This window comes from Streptomyces sp. NPDC001890, assembly GCF_042891445.1.
Lineage (GTDB): Bacteria > Actinomycetota > Actinomycetes > Streptomycetales > Streptomycetaceae > Streptomyces.
Genome location: NZ_JBIATE010000009.1, coordinates 250,811 through 268,498 on the forward strand (window position 1 = coordinate 250,811; position 17,688 = coordinate 268,498).

Below are 17,688 nucleotides of genomic sequence, written 5' to 3' on the forward strand. Positions count from 1 at the left end.
GGAACTCAGAGCTTTGCCGCAGCACTCTTGAACAAGCGAGATGCAGCCCTTTAGCATCAGCAATCGATAGACGATAGACACAGAGGTGAGGGCACCGCCCCGCCTCTGCCGCATCGCACCACCCCTCCGGGCGACCGTACGATCGGCCGCCCGCGACCCCCTCCCATCGCTGCACCACCGGGAACTCTGCGGCTGAACACCAGCTATCGATTATTCACGACTACGCAACGGAGCGTGTCCCGATGAAGAAAATGTGGCGCCGTACCTGCGGACTCGCCGTGGCTCCCCTCGTGATGGCATCGGCCGTCGCCTGCGGCAACGGCTCCGACCAGGCCTCGGAGGGCACGACCCTCCGCGTCATCGTGAACATCACGCCGAACCTGACGGAGAAGTACTGGAACGATCTCTTCGACACGTACGAGAAGTCCCACCCCGGCGTGACGGTCGAGCTCGAACTGACCGGCACCATCTCGGCGGACGCGAAGCTGAGGCAGGACCTGGCGGCGGGCGATCCGCCGGACGTCGCCCAGCAGATCACGCCGACCCCCGAGACCGCGTCGCTCTTCGCCGACCTGTCCGACCAGCCCTGGACCGCCAAGACGCCGCTGGCCGACCAGTACGCCATCGACGGCAAGCACTACGTGGTCGGTGTGGGTGAGCAGATCCAGTCGCTCGTCTTCTACAGCAAGGCCGCTTTCGAGAAGGCCGGGATCGACGCCACGAGCATCCGGACCATGGATCAGTTCACGGCGGCCATGGGCAGCTTGAAGGGGGCCGGCTTCAAGCCGCTGCAGACCGCCGGTCAGTGGGTCACCGGCTCCCAGTTCTCCATGATGGCCGACGCGGGCGTGCTCACCGCCGACCCCGAGTGGACGGCCAAGCGCAAGGACAAGAAGACCTCCTTCGCGAAGAGCGACTACCTGCCCTACCTGGAGCACTACAAGAGCTGGATCGACAAGGGCTACCTGGACAAGAGCGCGCTCGGCCTCACCTACGCGGACGGCCAGACGGCCTTCCTGAACGGCAAGTCCGCGATGTACATCATGGGTTCGTACTTCGTGCCCGCCGCCGACGCCGCGAAGAAGAGCGACGACATCGGCGTGTTCACCATGCCGACCGACGGGGCGTACCCGTCCGGCCAGTTCGGCAACATCTCGAACCCGTACGTGGTGGTGAACAAGTCGCGCCACAAGGCCGAGGCGATCGAGTTCGTGAAGTGGGCGACCACCGACCCGAAGGCCATCAAGAGCCAGCTCGCCTCCGACGCCAATCTGCGCGAGGGCTTCACGTACCCGATGTCCAGCCTCGGTTCGTCCGTGCAGAAGATCCTGGACAAGGCGCCGTCGGTGATCGTGAAGTCCGGCAAGAACCAGCCGATCGCCGGGTTCAGCGACGAGCTCAACAAGCAGATCCAGTCCCTGTACACGGGCTCGTCCCCCGCGGACGCGGCCGACGGATTGGACAAGTGGTGGAACTCGCAGAGCTGAACGCGGGACTGAAGCACCGGGGACGACGCCGGGCCAGGCTGCGGGACTCGGCCGTCACCCTCGCGATGATGGGCCCGGCCGTACTGCTCTACACGGTGATGACCGTCGTGCCGGTGGGCGTCGCGGTGTATCTCAGTCTGACCGACTGGGACGGCTTCTCCACCGCCACGTTCACCGGGCTCGACAACTACAAGCACCTGTTCGACGACCCGAGTTCGTCGGACGCCTGGTACGTGACGGCTCTGGTCGCCGTGGCCGGCACGGTCCTCATGGTGGGACTGGGGCTCGTGTACGCGCTGGCTCTCAAGGGCCGTTCGCGCGCCAACTCGTTCTTCCGGGCCGTCGCCTACTTCCCGCACGTCATCAGCGCGCTGATCCTCGGCTACCTGTGGGCGGCGATCCTCGGCACCAACGGCGCCATCAACAACACACTCGCCAAGTTCGGGATCGAGCCGCTGGGTTTCCTCTTCGACGAGCAGTTCGCGCTGATCTCACTGATCGCCGTGATCGTGTGGGCCGGATTCGGCTTCAACGTCGTCCTGTTCGTGGCCGCCCTGCAGACGGTGCCCGCCGAGCTGCTGGAGGCCGCGGCGATGGACGGCGCCTCCAAGCGGCAGATCAACACACGGATCGTGATCCCCATGATCGCGCCCGTGGTGACCGTGGCGACGGTGCTGAACCTGGTGGGGCTCGTCCGGGCGTACGACATCGTGGTCAGCCTCACCGGCGGCGGTCCGGCCGGGTCGACGCAGACGTTCACGTACCTCATTCTCGCCCGTTCCTTCGAGGGCACCAAGGTCGGGTACGCGACCGCGCAGGCGGTGTTCCTGATGGTGGTGTCCGCGGTGCTCGCCCTCGTTGTGACGGCGCTGCGCAACCGTCAAGACCAAGCCGCTACAGGGTAGTTAGGAGCCGTTGGTGGTGGTACTAGAGGCAGAGGTCCGCGAGAAGCCGGAGACCTTGCCGGCCAGGAGCGGGAAGGTGCGGCGCACGGAGCGCAAGGAGGCCCGTTCACCCGTGCGGTGGGCCCTGCTCGGCGTGCTCTTCGTCGTCATGATCGTGCCGGTCTATCTGCTCGTGGTGAACGCCTTCAAGTCGCAGCAGGACATCCTCGACAACCCGTTCTCGATTCCTCTGAGCGGGCTGACCTTCGAGCACATGTCGGCTGCGATCAGCAGCCCGCAGTTCAACGTCATCGGCGGCTACGGCTTCACGCTGTTCCTCGTCGTGCTCGTGGACGTGCTGTGCATCCTGCTCGCGGGCCCCGCCGCGTACGCGATCGCGCGCAGTCTCAAGCGGCGTACGCAGCTGGTGCTGCTGTACTTCCTGGCCGGCACGTTCATCCCGGGTGCCGCCGTGATCATCCCGGTGATCTATGTGCTGCGCGAGGTCGGTCTGGCCAACACCGTGACCGGTCTGGTCGCGCACGATGTGGCGTCCACGCTGCCGGTGAGCATCTTCCTGTTCGTCGGCTTCATCCGCACCATCCCGGTGGACATCGATCACGCGGCGACGATCGACGGCGCGGGCCGGTACCGGACGTTCTGGTCCATCATCTTCCCGCTGATGCGTCCGGCCGTCGTCACGGTGCTGATCCTCAACTCGATCGGGATCTGGAACGACTTCGTCTCGCCGCAGATCCTGCTCAGCCCGTCCTCCGGGCACTACACGGTCACGACGGCGATCTACGCGGGCATCAGCCAGTACTCGACCGACCTGACGAAGGTGTTCCCCAACCTTCTGCTCGCCATCGCGCCCGTCGTCATCTTCTTCATCTACATGCAGCGCCACATCATCAGCGGTCTCACCGTCGGCGCCGTGAAGGGATGAGCCGTCGTGAAGGGACGAGCCGTGGTGGGACGACCGGGCTCGCCGTTCCCCGTCCGAGCAAGAGCCGAGAGAAGAGAAAGGACCACGCAGTGCTGAGGAGTTCGATGCCGCGGTCCCGCAGGGGATCGTGGCCCGCAGCCGCCCTGCTCGCAACCCTGACCATGGTGGCGGCCGGTCAGCCCGCCACCGCCGATCCGGTCGGGTTCCGGCAGGGAAGGACCTACTACGTCGCGCCGTCCGGCAAGGACACCGCGGGCGGCCGGAGCGCCATGGCCCCGTTCCGGCACATCCAGAAGTGCGCCGATGTGATGGTGCCGGGCGACACGTGCCTGGTGCTGTCCGGCACGTACGAGGAGACGGTCGTACCGGCCCGTTCCGGCACCGCCGAACTGCCGATCACGTATCGCGCCGCGCCGGGCGCGAAGGTGACGGTCAGCGGTTCCTCCAGGATCGGCGGCTTCGAGCCGGTCACCGCCGCCGATGTCACCGAGATCGCCAGGACCGACCCGTTCGCCGCCAACTCGCAGTTCAGCGACGCGGTGGCGGCCGGGCACATCTACAGTACGGCCGTCGACCTCGGCCCGGACGTGAGCACCGTGCAGGTGTTCACCGACAAGAAGATGGGCGTCGAGGCCCAATGGCCCTACCCCGGGCTCGATCTGCTCGGCCCCACGCTCCAGTACGCCGGTGCGGGCACCGCGGACGCCACGATCGTCGACGCGGACCTGACCCGCCCGGCCGGTTACTGGGACGGCGCGCGGGCCCTCACCGGCTACTGGTACGTCTCGGCCACCGGCAAGGTGAAGAGCTCGGCAGCCGGCTCGGTGACGCTCGACGTGGCGCCGCCGTGCGTCCACAAGGTCGTACCGAAGGAGACGCGGTACGCGCTCTCCGGCAAGATCGGTGAGCTCGCCCACCCCGGCGAGTGGTTCTACGACCCGGCCGCCAAGCGCCTGTACATGTACAGCACCGACGACCCCGGTACCCACACCGTCGAGGCCAAGCGCCGCACCCTCGGCTTCGACCTGACGAGGACCAGCCACACCACGGTCGCCGGCATCGGTCTGTTCGCCACGACGATCCAGACGGGCGCCACCAGCACCGGTGTCACCCTCGACGGCATCAAGGGCCAGTACCTGTCGCACTACACGGACATCACCCGGGGCGCGACGGACTGCGGCAGCACGGTGACCCGGGGCGTCGGCGACACCGGCATCATCCTCGACGGCACCTACAACAAGATCGTGAACAGCGATCTGTCGCTGAGCGCCGGGAACGGCATCGCGCTGCGCGGGCAGAACAACACCGCCACGGACAATGTGATCCACGACGTGGACTACATGGGCACCTACGCGGCCGGCATCGCCGTGCAGGGCAACAGTCAGACGGTCACGCACAACACCATCTCCCGCGTCGGCCGCAGCGGCATCAACCTCCAGTGGAACGAGGTGGCCGGCCTCACCCCGGGCAAGGACCTGATCGCGTACAACGACATCTCCGGGTACGCCCGGCTGAGCCTGGACGTCGCCGCGATCTACACCTGCTGCAGCGCGTACATGATGGGCTCGTCCATCGACCACAACGTGCTGCACGACCCGGCGCCCACGACGACCTCGACCACGTTCGGCATCTCGGGCGTCTACGCGGACAACGGCCAGAGCGATCTCGTCATCGCCAACAACGTGGGCTGGGGCAACCGCGAGGGCACGGTGATGCTCAACGGTCTGGGCACCGGATCGCACGACAACAGCGTCTACAACAACACCGGTGGGATGACGCTGTTCTACGTGAAGGAGCCGCAGGCGTCGACCGGCACGAAGATCTACAACAACATCGGGACGATCCGGGGTCTGACCGACGCCACGAACGGCGGTCTCGTGCTGTCCAACAACCTTCCCGCCGAGACCGATCCGCTCTTCGTCGACGCGGCGAATCACGACTACCGGCTGACCGCCGATTCCCCCGCGCGCAATGCGGCGATCCCGCTGCCGGGGATCAATGACGGTTCCACGGACGCGACACCAAGTCTGGGCGCGTATCAGTACGGGGCGCCGAAGTGGACGGCGGGCGCCCGCCGATAATTCCCTGATTCACCAGCCTCTCTGCAAGTCACATGCAAAACAAAGGGGGCCTGATGCGGATTTCGCATCGGGCCCCCTCGCTGGTGGATCAATTCGACTTCGCCGCCGTCTTCCTGGCCGCCGTGCGCTTCGTCGCGGCGGCCTTCTTGCGGGGTTTCTTCGCCTCCCGGGCGTCCGGCACGGGCCCGCGGCCGGCGGCATGGTCGGCGAAGGCCTGCGCCGCCCTGTCGGGCTCCCCGGACCGCAGCAGGTCGACGAGACGGCCGTGTTCGTCGGCCATGGCACACCAGTCGCCGTCGAAGAGCGGGTCGGATATGGCCCGCAGGGTGCGCAGGCTCGGCTCGATGACCTCCCACATCCGGGCCAGGAACGGATTGCCCGCGAAGTGGCTGACCAGGGCGTGGAACTCTATGTCGGCGTCGCGGAAGCCGCTCACGTCGCTCGCGGCGACCGCCTCGTGCATCCGCTCCACCAGCGCGTCGAGCTCGGTGAGCTGCTCCTCGGTGATGTGCTCGGCGGCGAGCCGGGCGGCGAGGCCCTCCAGCGGTTCGCGCACCTGACGGGCGTACTCCGCGTCCTGCGAAGAGATCTCGACCACGAAGTGGCCGCGGCGCGGGACATGCGTGAGCAGGCCCTCGCGGGCGAGCCGCTTGACCGCCTCGCGCACCGGGGCCTGGCTCACGCCGAGCCGCCGCGCGATCTCCGACTCGACCACCCGGTCGTTCGGCGCGAGATCGCCCTCGACCACGGCCTGGCGGAGCAGTTCGTAGACCTGGTCCGAGATCAGGGTCTTGCGGAACCGGTCCTTGTTGGTGGCCAGCGTGGAGACGAATCCACCCGACGCATTGGATGCCATGAATTCCCAATCCTGCACTGGGGCACGTAAGTTGCGACATAATACGCGCCCATCGTCTCTCGATGAAATCACACCGAGGTTTCCAGCTGCTTGGACAGCCATTCCAATTTGACGACCTCATGGGCGGGCCCGCCGCCTTCGTGATCATTGAACGGATAGGTCCGTATCTGCTTGTCGGCCTGGTCCACATTCCGCTGGGCGCCGTAATGGTTGAACGCCGCGTACACCGTGGAGGGCGGGCAGACGCGGTCCATCAGACCGACCGAGAACAGCGTCGGCGCACTGGCCCTGCGGGCCAGGGCGGCGCCGTCGAAGTAGGACATGGTGCGGGCGACCGTGGCCGCGTGCTCGCGGTGCAGCTTCACGAACCTGGCGACCTCGACGTACGGCGGCAGGTCGGTGATCGTGGTGGCGCGCGGGAAGTGGCACAGGAAGGGTACGTCCGGCATGACGGCCACGAGGTCGGGCACGAGCCCCGCCGCGGCGAGCGCGATCCCGCCGCCCTGGCTGGTGCCGGTGACCACGGTGCGGGCCGGGTCGACGTCCGGGTGCGTGCGCGCGGCGGCGACGGCACGCACCGCGTCGGTGTACAGGCGCCGGTAGTAGTAGCGGCGCGGATCGAGCACGCCGCGGGTGAGGAAGCCGGGCGCGGCGATGTCACCGGCGGCCGGGTCGGGGTCGGGGGTCTCGGCGCCCTGGCCCCGGGTGTCCATGACGAGGTGCGCGTAGCCCGCGTCCGCCCACAGCCGCTTCTCGTGCGGGGCGCCCCGCCCGCTGCCGTAGCCCAGGTACTCCACGACGACCGGCAGCGGGCCGGTGCGGGTCACCGGCAGGTGGAACCAGCCGCGTACGGGGTGGCCGCCGTAGCCGGCGAAGGTCACGTCGAAGGTGTCGATCGTGGCGAGCCCGTTGTGCACCGGCTCGAACGTCACGTCGAGGCCGAACTCCTCCTGCCGGCCGAGCGTCTCCCGCCAGAACGTGTCGAAGTCGCCCGGTTCGGTGAGGGACGGCCGATAGTTCTCCAGCTCGTCCAGGGACAGGTCGAAATGTGCCATGGGGCATCTCCGCCAAGGTCGGGACCGACTCTCGGCGAGGCGGAGTCGGTCACTTTTCATCGCCTATCGATCATCGAGAGAATCGAAGCAGGGGCGTTCGAGCACTGTCAACCACGCGAGGAGTCACCATCGAGTCCGTACACCCGGACCGCGGTCGTGTGCAGCACCCGGTGCCGCTGGTCCGTCGTCAGATGGGCCAGGCCGGGCGCGGACGCCGTGAGCGAGTCGGCCCGTGAGCCGCGGGGCAGGCAGATCGGCCAGTCGGAGCCGACGAGAGTGCGGTCCGGGCCGAGCACGTCCACAACGTGTCGCACCATGTGCGCGACGCGCCGCGGCTCCACCCCGTGCTGCTGGGTGAGCAGCCCGGAGATCTTCACCACCACGTACGGGCTCGCGGCGGCACGCTCCACGTCGCGGTACCAGTCCCCCGCCGCGGGGGTGCGCGGGTCGGGTGCGTTGCCCAGGTGGTCGACGACGACGGTCAGGCCGGGGTGCCGGTCGGCGACATCGGCCGCCGTCGTCAACGCGCCCTGGTGGAGGTTGAGTTCCAGCACCGTACCGGCCTCGGCCAGCACCGGGACGAGCGCGCGGGCCGACTCGGGGGTGTCCGCCCACGTGGCGCCGCCGAGCCGCATCCCGTTGGGGCGGAGGGCACCGAGCTCGTGCAGGAGGGCGCGGAACGGGTCGGGGCCGTCGGCGCCGTGGACATGCAGGTTGGCCACGTAGCCGGCCACCAGGTCCGGCCGGCGCAGGCGCAGTTCACGCAGGGCGAGCGTCTCTCCCGCGTCGCCGCGCGACGCCTCGACGAGGATCGCCCCGGCCAGGTCGAGCCCTTCGGCCGACCGCTCCAAGTCGGCCTCGCCGAAGGCCCGATGGAGCTCGCTGCCCGGCCGGATCCACGGGAATCCCTGGGCCGGATCCCACAGGTGGACATGGCAGTCGATCACGGTGCGCCTCCCTCTCGGGGCTCGTCGGGGCCGCTCCGGAGTATTGACACGTCGGCTCCCTGCCCGTGAGTCTAACCATCGGCTATCGATGGGCGATTATTCAATCCGTACGTGACGAGGGTGCAGGTGTTCTCGATGCTCAGGCCTGAACGAACCGGTGGCACGCGCACAGTGGGCGAGCCGCACGGACCTCTGCTGACCGCGTCCCGGCGCGTCACCGAGGTCCCCCGGTGGGCTTACCTGGAGAGGGAGTTGTTCGCCGCGCAGGACAAGGCGTGGCGGCTCTTCGCCGACCGCTACACCGAGGGCGACGGCCGTCTCGTCTTCCGTGACACGCTCGGCCGGGGAATGGACGGCCGGGACGGTGTGGACGACTTCTACGAGCCGTTCTTCAACTGGCCGACGCTGTATCTGCTGGGCGGCAGCGCGGAGTTGCTGACCGCGGCGCGGCGGCACTGGCGCGGAGTCACCGCGCAGCTCACCGAGATGGGCATGCTCGTCGACGGCCTGGAGCGCGGCTACGACTGGTTCCACCAGGGTGAGGGCCTGCTGCTGTTCTACGGCCTGTGCCTCGCCGACCCCGATGACCCGGAGCTGCGCGAACTCGCCCTGCGTTTCGCCGACTTCTACCTTCCCGGCGGCCCCAACTACGATCCTGCGCACCGGCTCCTGCGCGCTCCGCACAACGGCTCGGCGGGACCGCGCTTCGGCTTCAGCGACGAAGAAGCGTACTTCCCGTGGAGCCTGGCCCTGCGCCCGTACGGCCTGCCGCTGGACGGGGTCGACGACGTCACGTCCTTCGACGAGCTGGCCGCTTCGCCCGAGCGCGCCCGCGCGTACGGCCGCGCGATGTGGGACCGGATGGGCCGCGGTGACACGATCGTGAACCTGGCCGCCACCGGTCTGGCCACCAACGCCTTCCTGCTCAGCGGGGAACAGCGTTACGCGGACTGGGTGGCCGAATACGTCGCCGGGTGGCAGGAACGGCTCGCGGGGCGTGACGTCGTACCCGACAACGTGGGCCTGAACGGTGCGGTGGGCGAGTACCTGGACGGCCGCTGGTACGGCGGCCACTACGGATGGTCGTGGCCGCACGGCCTGTCCCCGGTCGGCAGCGCCACCGTCATCGGCGCGGCGAACGCGACACTGCTCACCGGTGACCGGGGCTTCCTGGACCTCGCCCGCAACCCGCTCGACGTGGTGCTGCGCCACGCCGAGCAGCGCGGAGCCGACGGGATGGGCACGCTCGGCGAGCGCTGGGAGCCCCACCTGAGCGCGATGGCGGCCGAGCGCACCCTCATGGTGCCCCAGCGGCACAACGACTCCGGCTGGTTCGACTTCACCGTCATGCCGGGCCAGCTCCCGCTCGCGCTCTGGCACTTCAGCCGCGAGCAGGCCGACCACGACCGGATCGAGCACCTGCGCGCGGAGTCCCGGTGGGACTGGAGCACCGTGCACACCCAGCGCATCAAGGACGAGGCGGGGCACGAGGAGCCCTGGTACGAGTTCCTGCACGGACGCAACCCGCACTTCCCCGAGCGGATGCTGCGCAGCGCACTCGCGAGCTGCGCCGAGCGGGTCGAGGCCATCGAGAACGACACGGTCGACCCGGCCGTCGGCCCCGACGCCCTGGACATCCACCACTGGCAGCACCTCAACCCGGTCGTGACGGAGGCGCTGCTGCAGCTGACCACCGGCTCCCCGCAGGTCCTCTACAACGGCGGCCTCGCCCAGCTGCATCTGCGCTACCACGACGCGGACGCCCGCCGTCCCGGCCTTCCGGCGGACGTCGCCGCGCTCGTGTCGGACATCCGCCCGGACCACACGGTGGTGGAACTGATCAACCTCGGCGACACGGCGCGCTCCCTGCTGGTGCAGGCGGGTTCGTTCGCCGAGCACCACGTCGCCACCGTCCGCGTGGACGACGGGCCCGAGCAGCCGGTCGACGGACCGTACTGCCACGTCGGACTTCCAGGGAACTCACGGATCCGGCTGACCCTGACCATGACGCTGCGCGCCGGCCGCGCGGCCTGTGCCTCCCCGTGGGAGACGGCATGACCGACACCGCCGCAGCGAAGCGGCTGCCCTTCACCCTGCCCCGCATCGGCATCGGCACCGCTCCCCTGGGCGGGCTCTTCGAAGAGGTCACCGAGGAGGACGCCGCCGCGACCCTGAAGGCCGCTGCCGAGGCCGGGATCACGTACTTCGACACCGCGCCCCGCTACGGACACGGCCTCGCCGAGCAGCGCCTGGGCCGCCTGCTCGCCCCGTCCGGGGTCACCGACCCGGTGATCTCCACGAAGACGGGCTGGCTGCTGCGCCCCCGGCCGGACGGCTCCCCCGGTGAGGTGATCACCGACTGGACGGAGCGCGGCATCCGCGAATCCCTGGAGGCGAGCCTGACCCGGCTGGGCCGCTCCAGCGTCGACATCCTGTACCTGCACGACCCGGACGACTACCCGGACGAGATACGCCGCACGGCCTATCCGGCGGTGCGCAAGCTCCGTGACGAGGGGCTGATCCGGGCGATCGGGTTCGGGATGAACCACAGCGGTCCGCTCGCCTCGTACGTGTCGGAGTTCGAGGTCGACGTCGTGCTCGTCGCGGGCCGCTTCTCGCTCCTGGACCACGAGGCGCTCGCCACCCTGCTGCCGCTGTGCGCCAGGACGGGCACCGCGGTGGTCGTCGGCGGCGTCTTCAACACCGGCCTGCTGGCCGATCCTTCTCCCGGCGCCATGTTCAACTACCGGCCGGTTCCCGCGGAGGCGCTGGAGCGGGCGCGCCGGTGCCGGGCGCTGTGCGAGGCGTACGAGGTGCCGCTGCCCGCGGCCGCGATCCAGTTCCCGCTGCTGCACGCCGGCGTCGACTCGGTCGTCCTCGGCTGCCGTTCGGCGGCCGAGGTCACGGCGAACGCGGCGGCCGCCCGCTTCCCGGTCCCGGACGAGCTCTGGCAGCGGCTCGCCGAGGCCGGGTTCGTACCCGAGCAGTTGCTGGAGGGGCGCGCCGGGTAGCCACGGACGACCGTCCGCCGCCGCGCACCGGCGGCGGGCGGCGTCCGGTCCGGGTACGCCCGTCATGGTGGCCCCGCGCACACCCGGGCCGAGAACTGTGGTGTCCCGCCACATACGCCCCTGACCTGCCCCTTCCTACGGTATGGCGACGCACGCACGTCCCCGCCCACCGTCCGGAAGTGGTACCCATGGCCGCCCCGGCAACCTCTCCGCCAGCCCCGTCGAACCTCAAGCGCATCGTCGCCGCAAGCCTCGTCGGGACCACCGTCGAGTGGTACGACAACTCATCCCATCAGAGCTACCACCTGCTGTTTTCCCGCCACTGACCCAGCGAAGCCAGCACCGGACCAGCACCGGAGATTCTCGTGCTGGGTGAGGGATCGAGAAAAGTACGCTCAAGCCGGTTGGGAACTCGGCCACAGCCACTGAAGAAGGTCACTTACCGTAGCAAGCTCACCCAGTCAGACGCCGAACCGTGCTTGGACGACAACATGGAGCAGGCCCCTACTCGGCGATCAGGCTTGGACACCACCGTCTACGCGTGATCCGCCCGCCCCGAGCAGTGGAGACGCATATGCTCCTAACACAAATCGCGCATGTCGATCCGACATGCGATCCGATACACCCCCGACACGGGGCCTGTCAAACGAGCGACATGTCCAGGGTGGTTGGGTTTGGTCCAGCGGGCCTGGCCCTTGCTGGTGGGGTCCAGGGACATGGGCCGTCGCACGGAACTGGCGCAGCGCGTCCCTGGCCGCACAGGAGTCACTCCCGCCGCACGGCCCGATTCTGCTCCGTGTTCCACCCGGAGACCGCCGCCCCGCCTTCCCGGACCGCCTGCCAGACGGCCCGGGAAGTGCCAGTGTCTCCGGCGGCTCCCCTGTCCCGGGCCGAGGTCCATGCGCCATCACTGGTCCGGGCAGGGGCAGACTGTTAGCTCTCGGGCCGGGAATGGCTGCTGAAGTACAGCCAGCAGTCAGGGCGTCCCTCAGTTCGCCTGCGCCAGCCCTGCTCAGCTGTGGGCCCCGACGGAGCTGGGCGGGGGGACCCCGGCGCCGGTGCCGGCCGCGGTCCGCTCCGTCAGCCCACGGACTGCGCCTGCTCTCAGGGGCTCGTCATCGCAGAGCCGCAGGGCACATTGCCATGCAGTCAGATGCTCATCTGGAGAGCATGCCCGCGCGGGGCCGCTCCCGTGTTCACGGAAGGCTGCATCGATGGTATGACCCGTTGCAGGTCTCGTTCTATCCGCTGGGCCTCTCCACGAACCTCGTCAGGGACATTGCCTTCTTCCCGGATAAGCCGGTCGAAGATCGGAGTCTCTTGAAACATGGGCAATCCACTCTTTCGAACTTGTCTGCGAGTGCAGAATAGATTGTTGTCCTGGCCGAAGACGCCTCATCAGCCTGGCCTTCGCTGCGGAAGCCGGTTCATCGGGATCCAGCCGGTCCGTGGTGTCCGTCCTGCGCTCCGGACGCATATCACTTGCGGGAGACGAACCCCCACTGGTCGACGGGCTCATCCCCTTCTTGCCCCGGGCCCGGACGCCACATGGAGATGGATCCGAATCCCGGGTCGACCAGGTCCATGCCGTCGGCACTGGCGAGGATCTCCTCGGGCTGGCGCACGAGATAGGGCGGGGTGTCCCCCGAGGCGTACGCCTCCTGGGCGGCCAGCGTCTGTGGCGTGGCGACCGTGTCGCAGAGAACCAGGTGGCTGCCGGGTACAACGGCCCGCATGTACTGGCGTGTGAGCTGGATTCCGGCTTCGGGCTCGACGTGTCCCAGGGTTGAGAGGATCAGCACCGCTATCGGGCGTGTCATGTCCAAGGTCCGTGAAGCTTCCCGGATCACCAGCTCGGCGTCACGCAGGTCTGCATGGATGTAGTCCGTCATGCCGGCGGGTGCGCTGGTGAGCAGGGCCCGGGCGTGGGCCAGGACCAGGGGGTCGTTGTCGACGTAGACGATGCGTGCCTTCGGCTGGATGCTCTGGGCGACCTCGTGGGTGCTGTTCTGGACGGGGAGGCCGGTTCCGATGTCGAGGAACTGGGTAATTCCTGCATCGCGTGCCAGGTACTGGACGGCGCGGGCCTGGAAGGCCCGTGATGCCAGGGCGAGATCTCGCGTCTGCGGATAGGTTGCGATGACCTGGTCTCCCAGTTCCTGGTCGACGGGGTAGTGGTCCTTGCCTCCGATCCAGTAGTTCCACACTCGGGCCGAGTGGGGTATTCCGCTGCGGATTGTGGCTTCGAGTTCAGTGTTGGTGTTCACGTAGGGCCTCGCTTCTTTCGCGAATATCGCTGTTGGATCTGGTTCAGGTTGATGACCAGAGGGGTCGGATGACTCCGTGTTGCAGGGTGCCGATGCGGAATTCCAGTTCCTGCAGGGCCTGGGCGTCGCCTCGGTCGGCCCGCTTGATGTAGGGGCCGAGAGTGTGCATGTCGCGGATCTGTGTGAGTACGGGCAGGCCGGGCCAGGCGGCGATGTCGTATCCGTAGCTGTCACGGAAGGCAAGCAGTTCGCTCTTTGTCCGGCCGAATCGAACGCCTTGATATGTGTTCGCGAGGTCGACTTCGCGGGGCCCTGTTGATGCCTCGTCCCAGTCACCGAGGCGAACGGTTGACGTGGCTTCGTCCCAGAGGCAGTTGCCCGGATACGCATCGCCGTGCAGCGTCCCTTCACCGAGCGGGAAGTCCAAGTGTTCGTACTGCGAGCATAGTTCGTGGCGCTTATGGCAGTAGCCACTCCATCTGGCTGGAGCGCAGCGCTGTGCTGCTTTGGTTCCGGCGCCAGGTGGTCGCGCGCGGGGCGCCGTCGGCGTCTCGGCCAACCTCCGTTCCCTGCGCTCCTGTTCCAGGAGGCGAGTCGATGCATTCTTCACCCATCGCCGCGCGCTCCATCCCGGGATTCCGAAGCGGACAACACATTCAGGAGGACCACGTTGACCTCGGCCTCACGAAGGATCAGCGGCACGCCGCGCCGCCTCCGCCACGTCCCGCGGAGATCACCTACAGCGGGCAGTACTCCGTCAATCCGCTCGCCGAGGCCTCCTTCCGGCGAAGCGCGCTCAGATCCCGGCCGTCCCGGGCCGGATCGCGCGGCTGTCGTGGCGTACCGACCGGTTGGGCGCCCATAGCTGGTCGGCGTCGCCGGCGGCGAGTCGGCCTCGGTAGACGTCGACCTTGCGAGCGATGAGTTTCAGGTTCTCCTGGAGTTCGGCAATCTTGGCGAGCACCTGGTCATGATGCGATTCAAGCAAGTCCAATCGCTCGTCTTCGTTGCCTCGGCCCGCCGCGACGAGTTCGGCGTAGCGGCGGATGCCCTTGATGGGCATGCCGGTCGCCCGGAGCCTGGTGCAGATGGTGATCCACTCCAGGTCGAACTCGCGGTAGCGGCGCCGGCCGCCGTGGGTGCGGTCGACGGGGGTGACGACCAGGCCGGCGCGTTCGTAGTAGCGCAGGGTGTGCGTGCTCACTCCGGTACGGCGAGCAGCCTCGGCAATACTCAGCCCCGTCTCGGGCACGGGCTCGGGAAGTTGTTGGTTGACTTCGACCACGCTCTAAAACTTAGCGTCCCGGACATGCCCGAACCCATACCTGTACTCAGTCCTCGCCGTCGACTCCTGGTGCTCGCGATCTGCTGCGCCAGCGTGATCGTCGTGGTGATGGACATCTCCATCGTCAACGTCGCGCTACCGTCGATTCGTCGTGATCTGCACGCCTCAGTGTCCGGCCTGCAGTGGACGGTCGACGCCTACACCCTGGCGCTGGCCAGCTTCCTGGTGCTGGCCGGGTCCACCGCGGACCGCGTCGGCCGTCGGCGCGTGTTCCAGATCGGCCTAGCCGCCTTCGGGCTCGGCTCGTTGCTGTGCGGCCTGGCGCCGAGCATCAGTTGGCTGATCGTGGCGCGTACGCTGCAAGCCGTCGGTGGCACGATGCTCAACCCGGTGGCGATGGCGATCGTCGCCAACACGTTTTCCGACCCGGCTGAACGGGCCCGGGCGATCGGCGTGTTCGGGTCGATGACCGGCCTGTCTCTGGCGCTCGGTCCGATCATCGGCGGTGCCCTGGTCGATGGCCTCGGCTGGCACTCCGTCTTCTGGATCAACGTACCGATCGTGGCCGCCGCGATCGTGTTCGCCACACTGTTCGTACCCGAGTCCCGCGCCCCCCGGGCGCGCCGATTCGACCCGGTGGGCCAGATCTTGACGATCCTGGTCCTCGGCAGCGTCGTCTTTGCGATCACCGAATCCAAGGAGTTGGGCTGGTCCTCACCAGTCATCCTGGGCCTGCTCGCTGTGGCTGTGCTCGGCGTGCTCGGCGTCCTGGGCTACGAACCACGCCGCGTCGACCCGCTGCTGGAGCTGCGCCTGTTTCGCAGCGTGCCGTTCAGCTCGGCGATCCTGATGGCGCTCTTCGCACTGTGTGGGTTCGGCGCGTTTCTGTTCGTGACCACCCAGTACCTGCAGGACGTGCGCGGCATGTCGGCGCTGACGACCGGGCTATGCCTGCTCCCCGTCGGGGCGCTGGTCATTGTGCTCTCCCCGTTCACAGGACGGCTGGTCGTCACACACGGTCCCAGGCTGCCGCTGGTGCTCGCCGGGGGTGCGCTGGCGCTGGGCGGCGGCGCGTCGGTCTGGCTCGGACCGGCCACCCCTCTGCCGACCGTGCTCTCGATCTACCTACTGTTCGGCATCTTCCTGGGCACCGTCAACCCGCCGATCACCAACACAGCGGTTTCCGGAATGCCCCGCTCGATGGCCGGAGTGGCTACCTCGTTGGCCTCCGCTGGCCGGCAGACCGGCACCACCCTGGGCGTCGCGATCTCCGGAACGATCGTGGGGTCGGCCTTGCCTCGCGGTGGGACAACGTTCAGCAGCACGGAGCGCGGAGTGTGGTGGATGGTGGTCGGGTTGGGCCTGGGCATTGTGGTCTTGGGACTGTTCAGCACCGGGGGCTGGGCCTTGGGCACCGCAGTGCGAGCTGCGGCACTGTTCAAGGAGGTGGACCGTGGCTCGGATCTTCGCGCCGCCTCTATCGGCCGCCGTTGATCGGCAAAGCGGCACGCCACATACCAAGGACCCCCGCGGCCAACGCTGTTGACCTCAGTGAGCTCCGAAAGCGGACGGCACCCCCGCCGCGAGCAACGCCGACCTCATCCAGCAGGCATTCGGAGAGTTCCAATACCCGACTCCACCATCAGCTCGCCCCGGTGGCTCCCAGCGACTGTTCCATGCCGAGATCGAGGAAGCTGAGGAGGCCCATCACGTGCAGCTGACGGTGGAGGCATTCCGGGATGTCCAGGCGGGCCTGATGCCCGCCGGTCCCGGTGCGCGGAGCCTGATCGAGGCGTTCCACCACGTGGACGCTCAGTTGAAGGACGCGGCCCGTACGGACCCGAAGATCCTCAAGGACGACCGTCACCTGGAGGGTCTCCTGCGCAAGCAGGCCAAGACGCTCCACGTCGGGCCCGCCAACTTCTGCTGGTTCCGCGACCCGTCCAAGGCCCTGTGTCTGCGCCTGGCCGGCACACCCAATGCCACGAAGCCGCTGGTGGGGATATGTGACTCGGCGCGCTGCCCGCAGGCCACCCACCATCCCTGTCACCGCCCGGTGTGGGCTGGCCAGGCCGGAGCCATCGAGGTGTTCATCGAAAGCCCCCGGGTCGCCAAGGGCGAGAAGGCACGGCTGGCCCCCGAACGCGATCGCGCCCTACGAGTCGTCGCCGAGATTGACGCCGCCCAGACCGCTTTCATTGGAGAAGACTGAGATGGCCCGGCTCACCGAGGAGTCCAAGACCCGTAACGAAGCCGCGATCCGAGCCGCCATGGAACGGATCCTGAAGGGAGACCTCCCGCCCGGCGGCAGGGCTGACCTGAAGACCCTCGCCGCCCTGGCCGGCGTGACCCGCACCGGTTTCTATTCCAAGAAGAACCGCGACGGAACCGCCCGGCCTGGCGCCTACCAGCACCTCGCCGAAGAGTTCGAGCACAGGTTGAGCGAGCTCCGCCACGCCGGAGAGATCGTCGATCCCCGAATCGCGCAGATTGAACGGCTCAAGACACAGAATGCCGAGCTCAAGGAGCGCGTCGTCACCCGCGACGAGCAAATTGCGCAGCTCGCCGAGTTCAGAACCCTGGCGATCTCTCGCCTTGCGGCTCAACACGACGAGATCGAGCGTCTGCGCAGGCAAGTTACCGACAGCGGCATCGTGCGACAGCTGCCAGCGGCCAGGACGAACCGCGTCGCGCCCTTCGGCTCGTGCAGCTAGAAGGGGGATCTCGACGAGGCGCTACTGAACTTGATTGAGTGATGTCAGGGCATTTGCCTGAGCTTGACGTTTAACGTCGCAGGTCACCCGACCTGCTGACCTGCGGTTCTTTCCGGGACAGCGGAGGCGGCCGTTCTCCACGCTTCGAGATGTCG

At 68.0% G+C, this 17,688-nt stretch carries 15 protein-coding genes; 9 read left to right on the forward strand and 6 right to left on the reverse strand.

What is annotated here, in order from left to right:
- Window positions 1-242: 242 nt before the first annotated feature.
- The 4 genes from ACFYY1_RS23525 to ACFYY1_RS23540 all read left to right on the forward strand — a co-directional run bounded on the left by ACFYY1_RS23525 (window position 243) and on the right by ACFYY1_RS23540 (window position 5,398).
- Window positions 243-1,487 (forward strand): ABC transporter substrate-binding protein, encoded by a 1,245-nt coding sequence (locus ACFYY1_RS23525; RefSeq protein ID WP_388588633.1) that lies wholly within the window; start codon window positions 243-245, stop codon window positions 1,485-1,487.
- Complete coding sequence (locus ACFYY1_RS23530) at window positions 1,466-2,392, forward strand: carbohydrate ABC transporter permease (RefSeq protein ID WP_388588634.1); 927 nt, start codon at window positions 1,466-1,468, stop codon at window positions 2,390-2,392. The genes ACFYY1_RS23525 and ACFYY1_RS23530 overlap by 22 nt, the downstream gene beginning before the upstream one ends.
- 13 nt (window positions 2,393-2,405) lie before the next feature.
- A complete protein-coding gene (locus tag ACFYY1_RS23535; protein ID WP_388588637.1) occupies window positions 2,406-3,317 on the forward strand; it encodes a carbohydrate ABC transporter permease in 912 nt (303 codons plus the stop codon).
- Window positions 3,318-3,421: 104 nt separating this feature from the next.
- Window positions 3,422-5,398 carry a right-handed parallel beta-helix repeat-containing protein gene (locus ACFYY1_RS23540; RefSeq protein ID WP_388588640.1) on the forward strand — a complete coding sequence of 659 codons (1,977 nt, stop codon included), beginning with the start codon at window positions 3,422-3,424 and terminating at the stop codon, window positions 5,396-5,398.
- An 88-nt stretch (window positions 5,399-5,486) separates the two neighbouring features.
- Here ACFYY1_RS23540 and ACFYY1_RS23545 read toward each other — a convergent pair whose 3' ends face one another.
- From ACFYY1_RS23545 to ACFYY1_RS23555, 3 genes are all read right to left on the reverse strand, one after another.
- Window positions 5,487-6,254, reverse strand: a complete 768-nt coding sequence (locus tag ACFYY1_RS23545) for a GntR family transcriptional regulator (protein WP_388588643.1) — start codon at window positions 6,252-6,254, stop codon at window positions 5,487-5,489.
- Between the two features lie 68 nt (window positions 6,255-6,322).
- Entirely contained in the window at window positions 6,323-7,309 is a 987-nt protein-coding gene (locus tag ACFYY1_RS23550; protein ID WP_388588646.1) for an acetylxylan esterase, read from the reverse strand.
- A gap of 107 nt (window positions 7,310-7,416) precedes the next feature.
- Window positions 7,417-8,256, reverse strand: a complete 840-nt coding sequence (locus ACFYY1_RS23555; RefSeq protein WP_388588649.1) for an amidohydrolase family protein — start codon at window positions 8,254-8,256, stop codon at window positions 7,417-7,419.
- A 111-nt stretch (window positions 8,257-8,367) separates the two neighbouring features.
- Between ACFYY1_RS23555 and ACFYY1_RS23560 the strand changes: the two genes are divergently transcribed.
- Both ACFYY1_RS23560 and ACFYY1_RS23565 read left to right on the forward strand, forming a co-directional pair.
- Window positions 8,368-10,314: a hypothetical protein gene (locus ACFYY1_RS23560; RefSeq protein WP_388588651.1), complete on the forward strand. Its 1,947-nt coding sequence runs from the start codon at window positions 8,368-8,370 to the stop codon at window positions 10,312-10,314.
- On the forward strand, window positions 10,311-11,267 hold the full coding sequence (locus ACFYY1_RS23565) for an aldo/keto reductase (RefSeq protein WP_388588653.1): 957 nt from the start codon (window positions 10,311-10,313) through the stop codon (window positions 11,265-11,267). The genes ACFYY1_RS23560 and ACFYY1_RS23565 overlap by 4 nt, the downstream gene beginning before the upstream one ends.
- Window positions 11,268-12,745: 1,478 nt before the next feature.
- Here the strand turns inward: ACFYY1_RS23565 and ACFYY1_RS23570 are convergent.
- The 3 genes from ACFYY1_RS23570 to ACFYY1_RS23580 form a co-directional block, all read right to left on the reverse strand.
- On the reverse strand, window positions 12,746-13,534 hold the full coding sequence (locus ACFYY1_RS23570) for an SAM-dependent methyltransferase (protein WP_388588656.1): 789 nt from the start codon (window positions 13,532-13,534) through the stop codon (window positions 12,746-12,748).
- A 43-nt stretch (window positions 13,535-13,577) separates the two neighbouring features.
- Window positions 13,578-13,961 carry a phosphotransferase family protein gene (locus ACFYY1_RS23575; RefSeq protein ID WP_388588658.1) on the reverse strand — a complete coding sequence of 128 codons (384 nt, stop codon included), beginning with the start codon at window positions 13,959-13,961 and terminating at the stop codon, window positions 13,578-13,580.
- A gap of 369 nt (window positions 13,962-14,330) precedes the next feature.
- Window positions 14,331-14,819, reverse strand: coding sequence for a MerR family transcriptional regulator (locus tag ACFYY1_RS23580; protein ID WP_388588661.1), 489 nt, complete (start codon window positions 14,817-14,819; stop codon window positions 14,331-14,333).
- A gap of 24 nt (window positions 14,820-14,843) precedes the next feature.
- On the opposite strand from ACFYY1_RS23580, the gene ACFYY1_RS23585 reads away from it, so the two are divergent.
- From ACFYY1_RS23585 to ACFYY1_RS23595, 3 genes are all read left to right on the forward strand, one after another.
- A complete protein-coding gene (locus ACFYY1_RS23585) occupies window positions 14,844-16,313 on the forward strand; it encodes an MFS transporter (protein WP_388588664.1) in 1,470 nt (489 codons plus the stop codon).
- A gap of 217 nt (window positions 16,314-16,530) precedes the next feature.
- Window positions 16,531-17,031: a hypothetical protein gene (locus tag ACFYY1_RS23590; RefSeq protein WP_388588666.1), complete on the forward strand. Its 501-nt coding sequence runs from the start codon at window positions 16,531-16,533 to the stop codon at window positions 17,029-17,031.
- A 1-nt stretch (window position 17,032) separates the two neighbouring features.
- On the forward strand, window positions 17,033-17,533 hold the full coding sequence (locus tag ACFYY1_RS23595; protein ID WP_388588669.1) for a hypothetical protein: 501 nt from the start codon (window positions 17,033-17,035) through the stop codon (window positions 17,531-17,533).
- The last annotated feature ends 155 nt before the right edge of the window (window positions 17,534-17,688 follow it).

What these genes read in the sequence shown, in the direction of transcription:
- ACFYY1_RS23595 (WP_388588669.1), top strand. Translation starts at nt 17,033, where the DNA reads ATGGCCCGGCTCACCGAGGAGTCCAAGACCCGTAACGAAGCCGCGATC.
- ACFYY1_RS23540 (WP_388588640.1), top strand. Translation starts at nt 3,422, where the DNA reads ATGCCGCGGTCCCGCAGGGGATCGTGGCCCGCAGCCGCCCTGCTCGCA.
- ACFYY1_RS23525 (WP_388588633.1), top strand. Translation starts at nt 243, where the DNA reads ATGAAGAAAATGTGGCGCCGTACCTGCGGACTCGCCGTGGCTCCCCTC.
- ACFYY1_RS23565 (WP_388588653.1), top strand. Translation starts at nt 10,311, where the DNA reads ATGACCGACACCGCCGCAGCGAAGCGGCTGCCCTTCACCCTGCCCCGC.
- ACFYY1_RS23545 (WP_388588643.1), bottom strand. Translation starts at nt 6,254, where the DNA reads ATGGCATCCAATGCGTCGGGTGGATTCGTCTCCACGCTGGCCACCAAC.
- ACFYY1_RS23550 (WP_388588646.1), bottom strand. Translation starts at nt 7,309, where the DNA reads ATGGCACATTTCGACCTGTCCCTGGACGAGCTGGAGAACTATCGGCCG.
- ACFYY1_RS23585 (WP_388588664.1), top strand. Translation starts at nt 14,844, where the DNA reads ATGCCCGAACCCATACCTGTACTCAGTCCTCGCCGTCGACTCCTGGTG.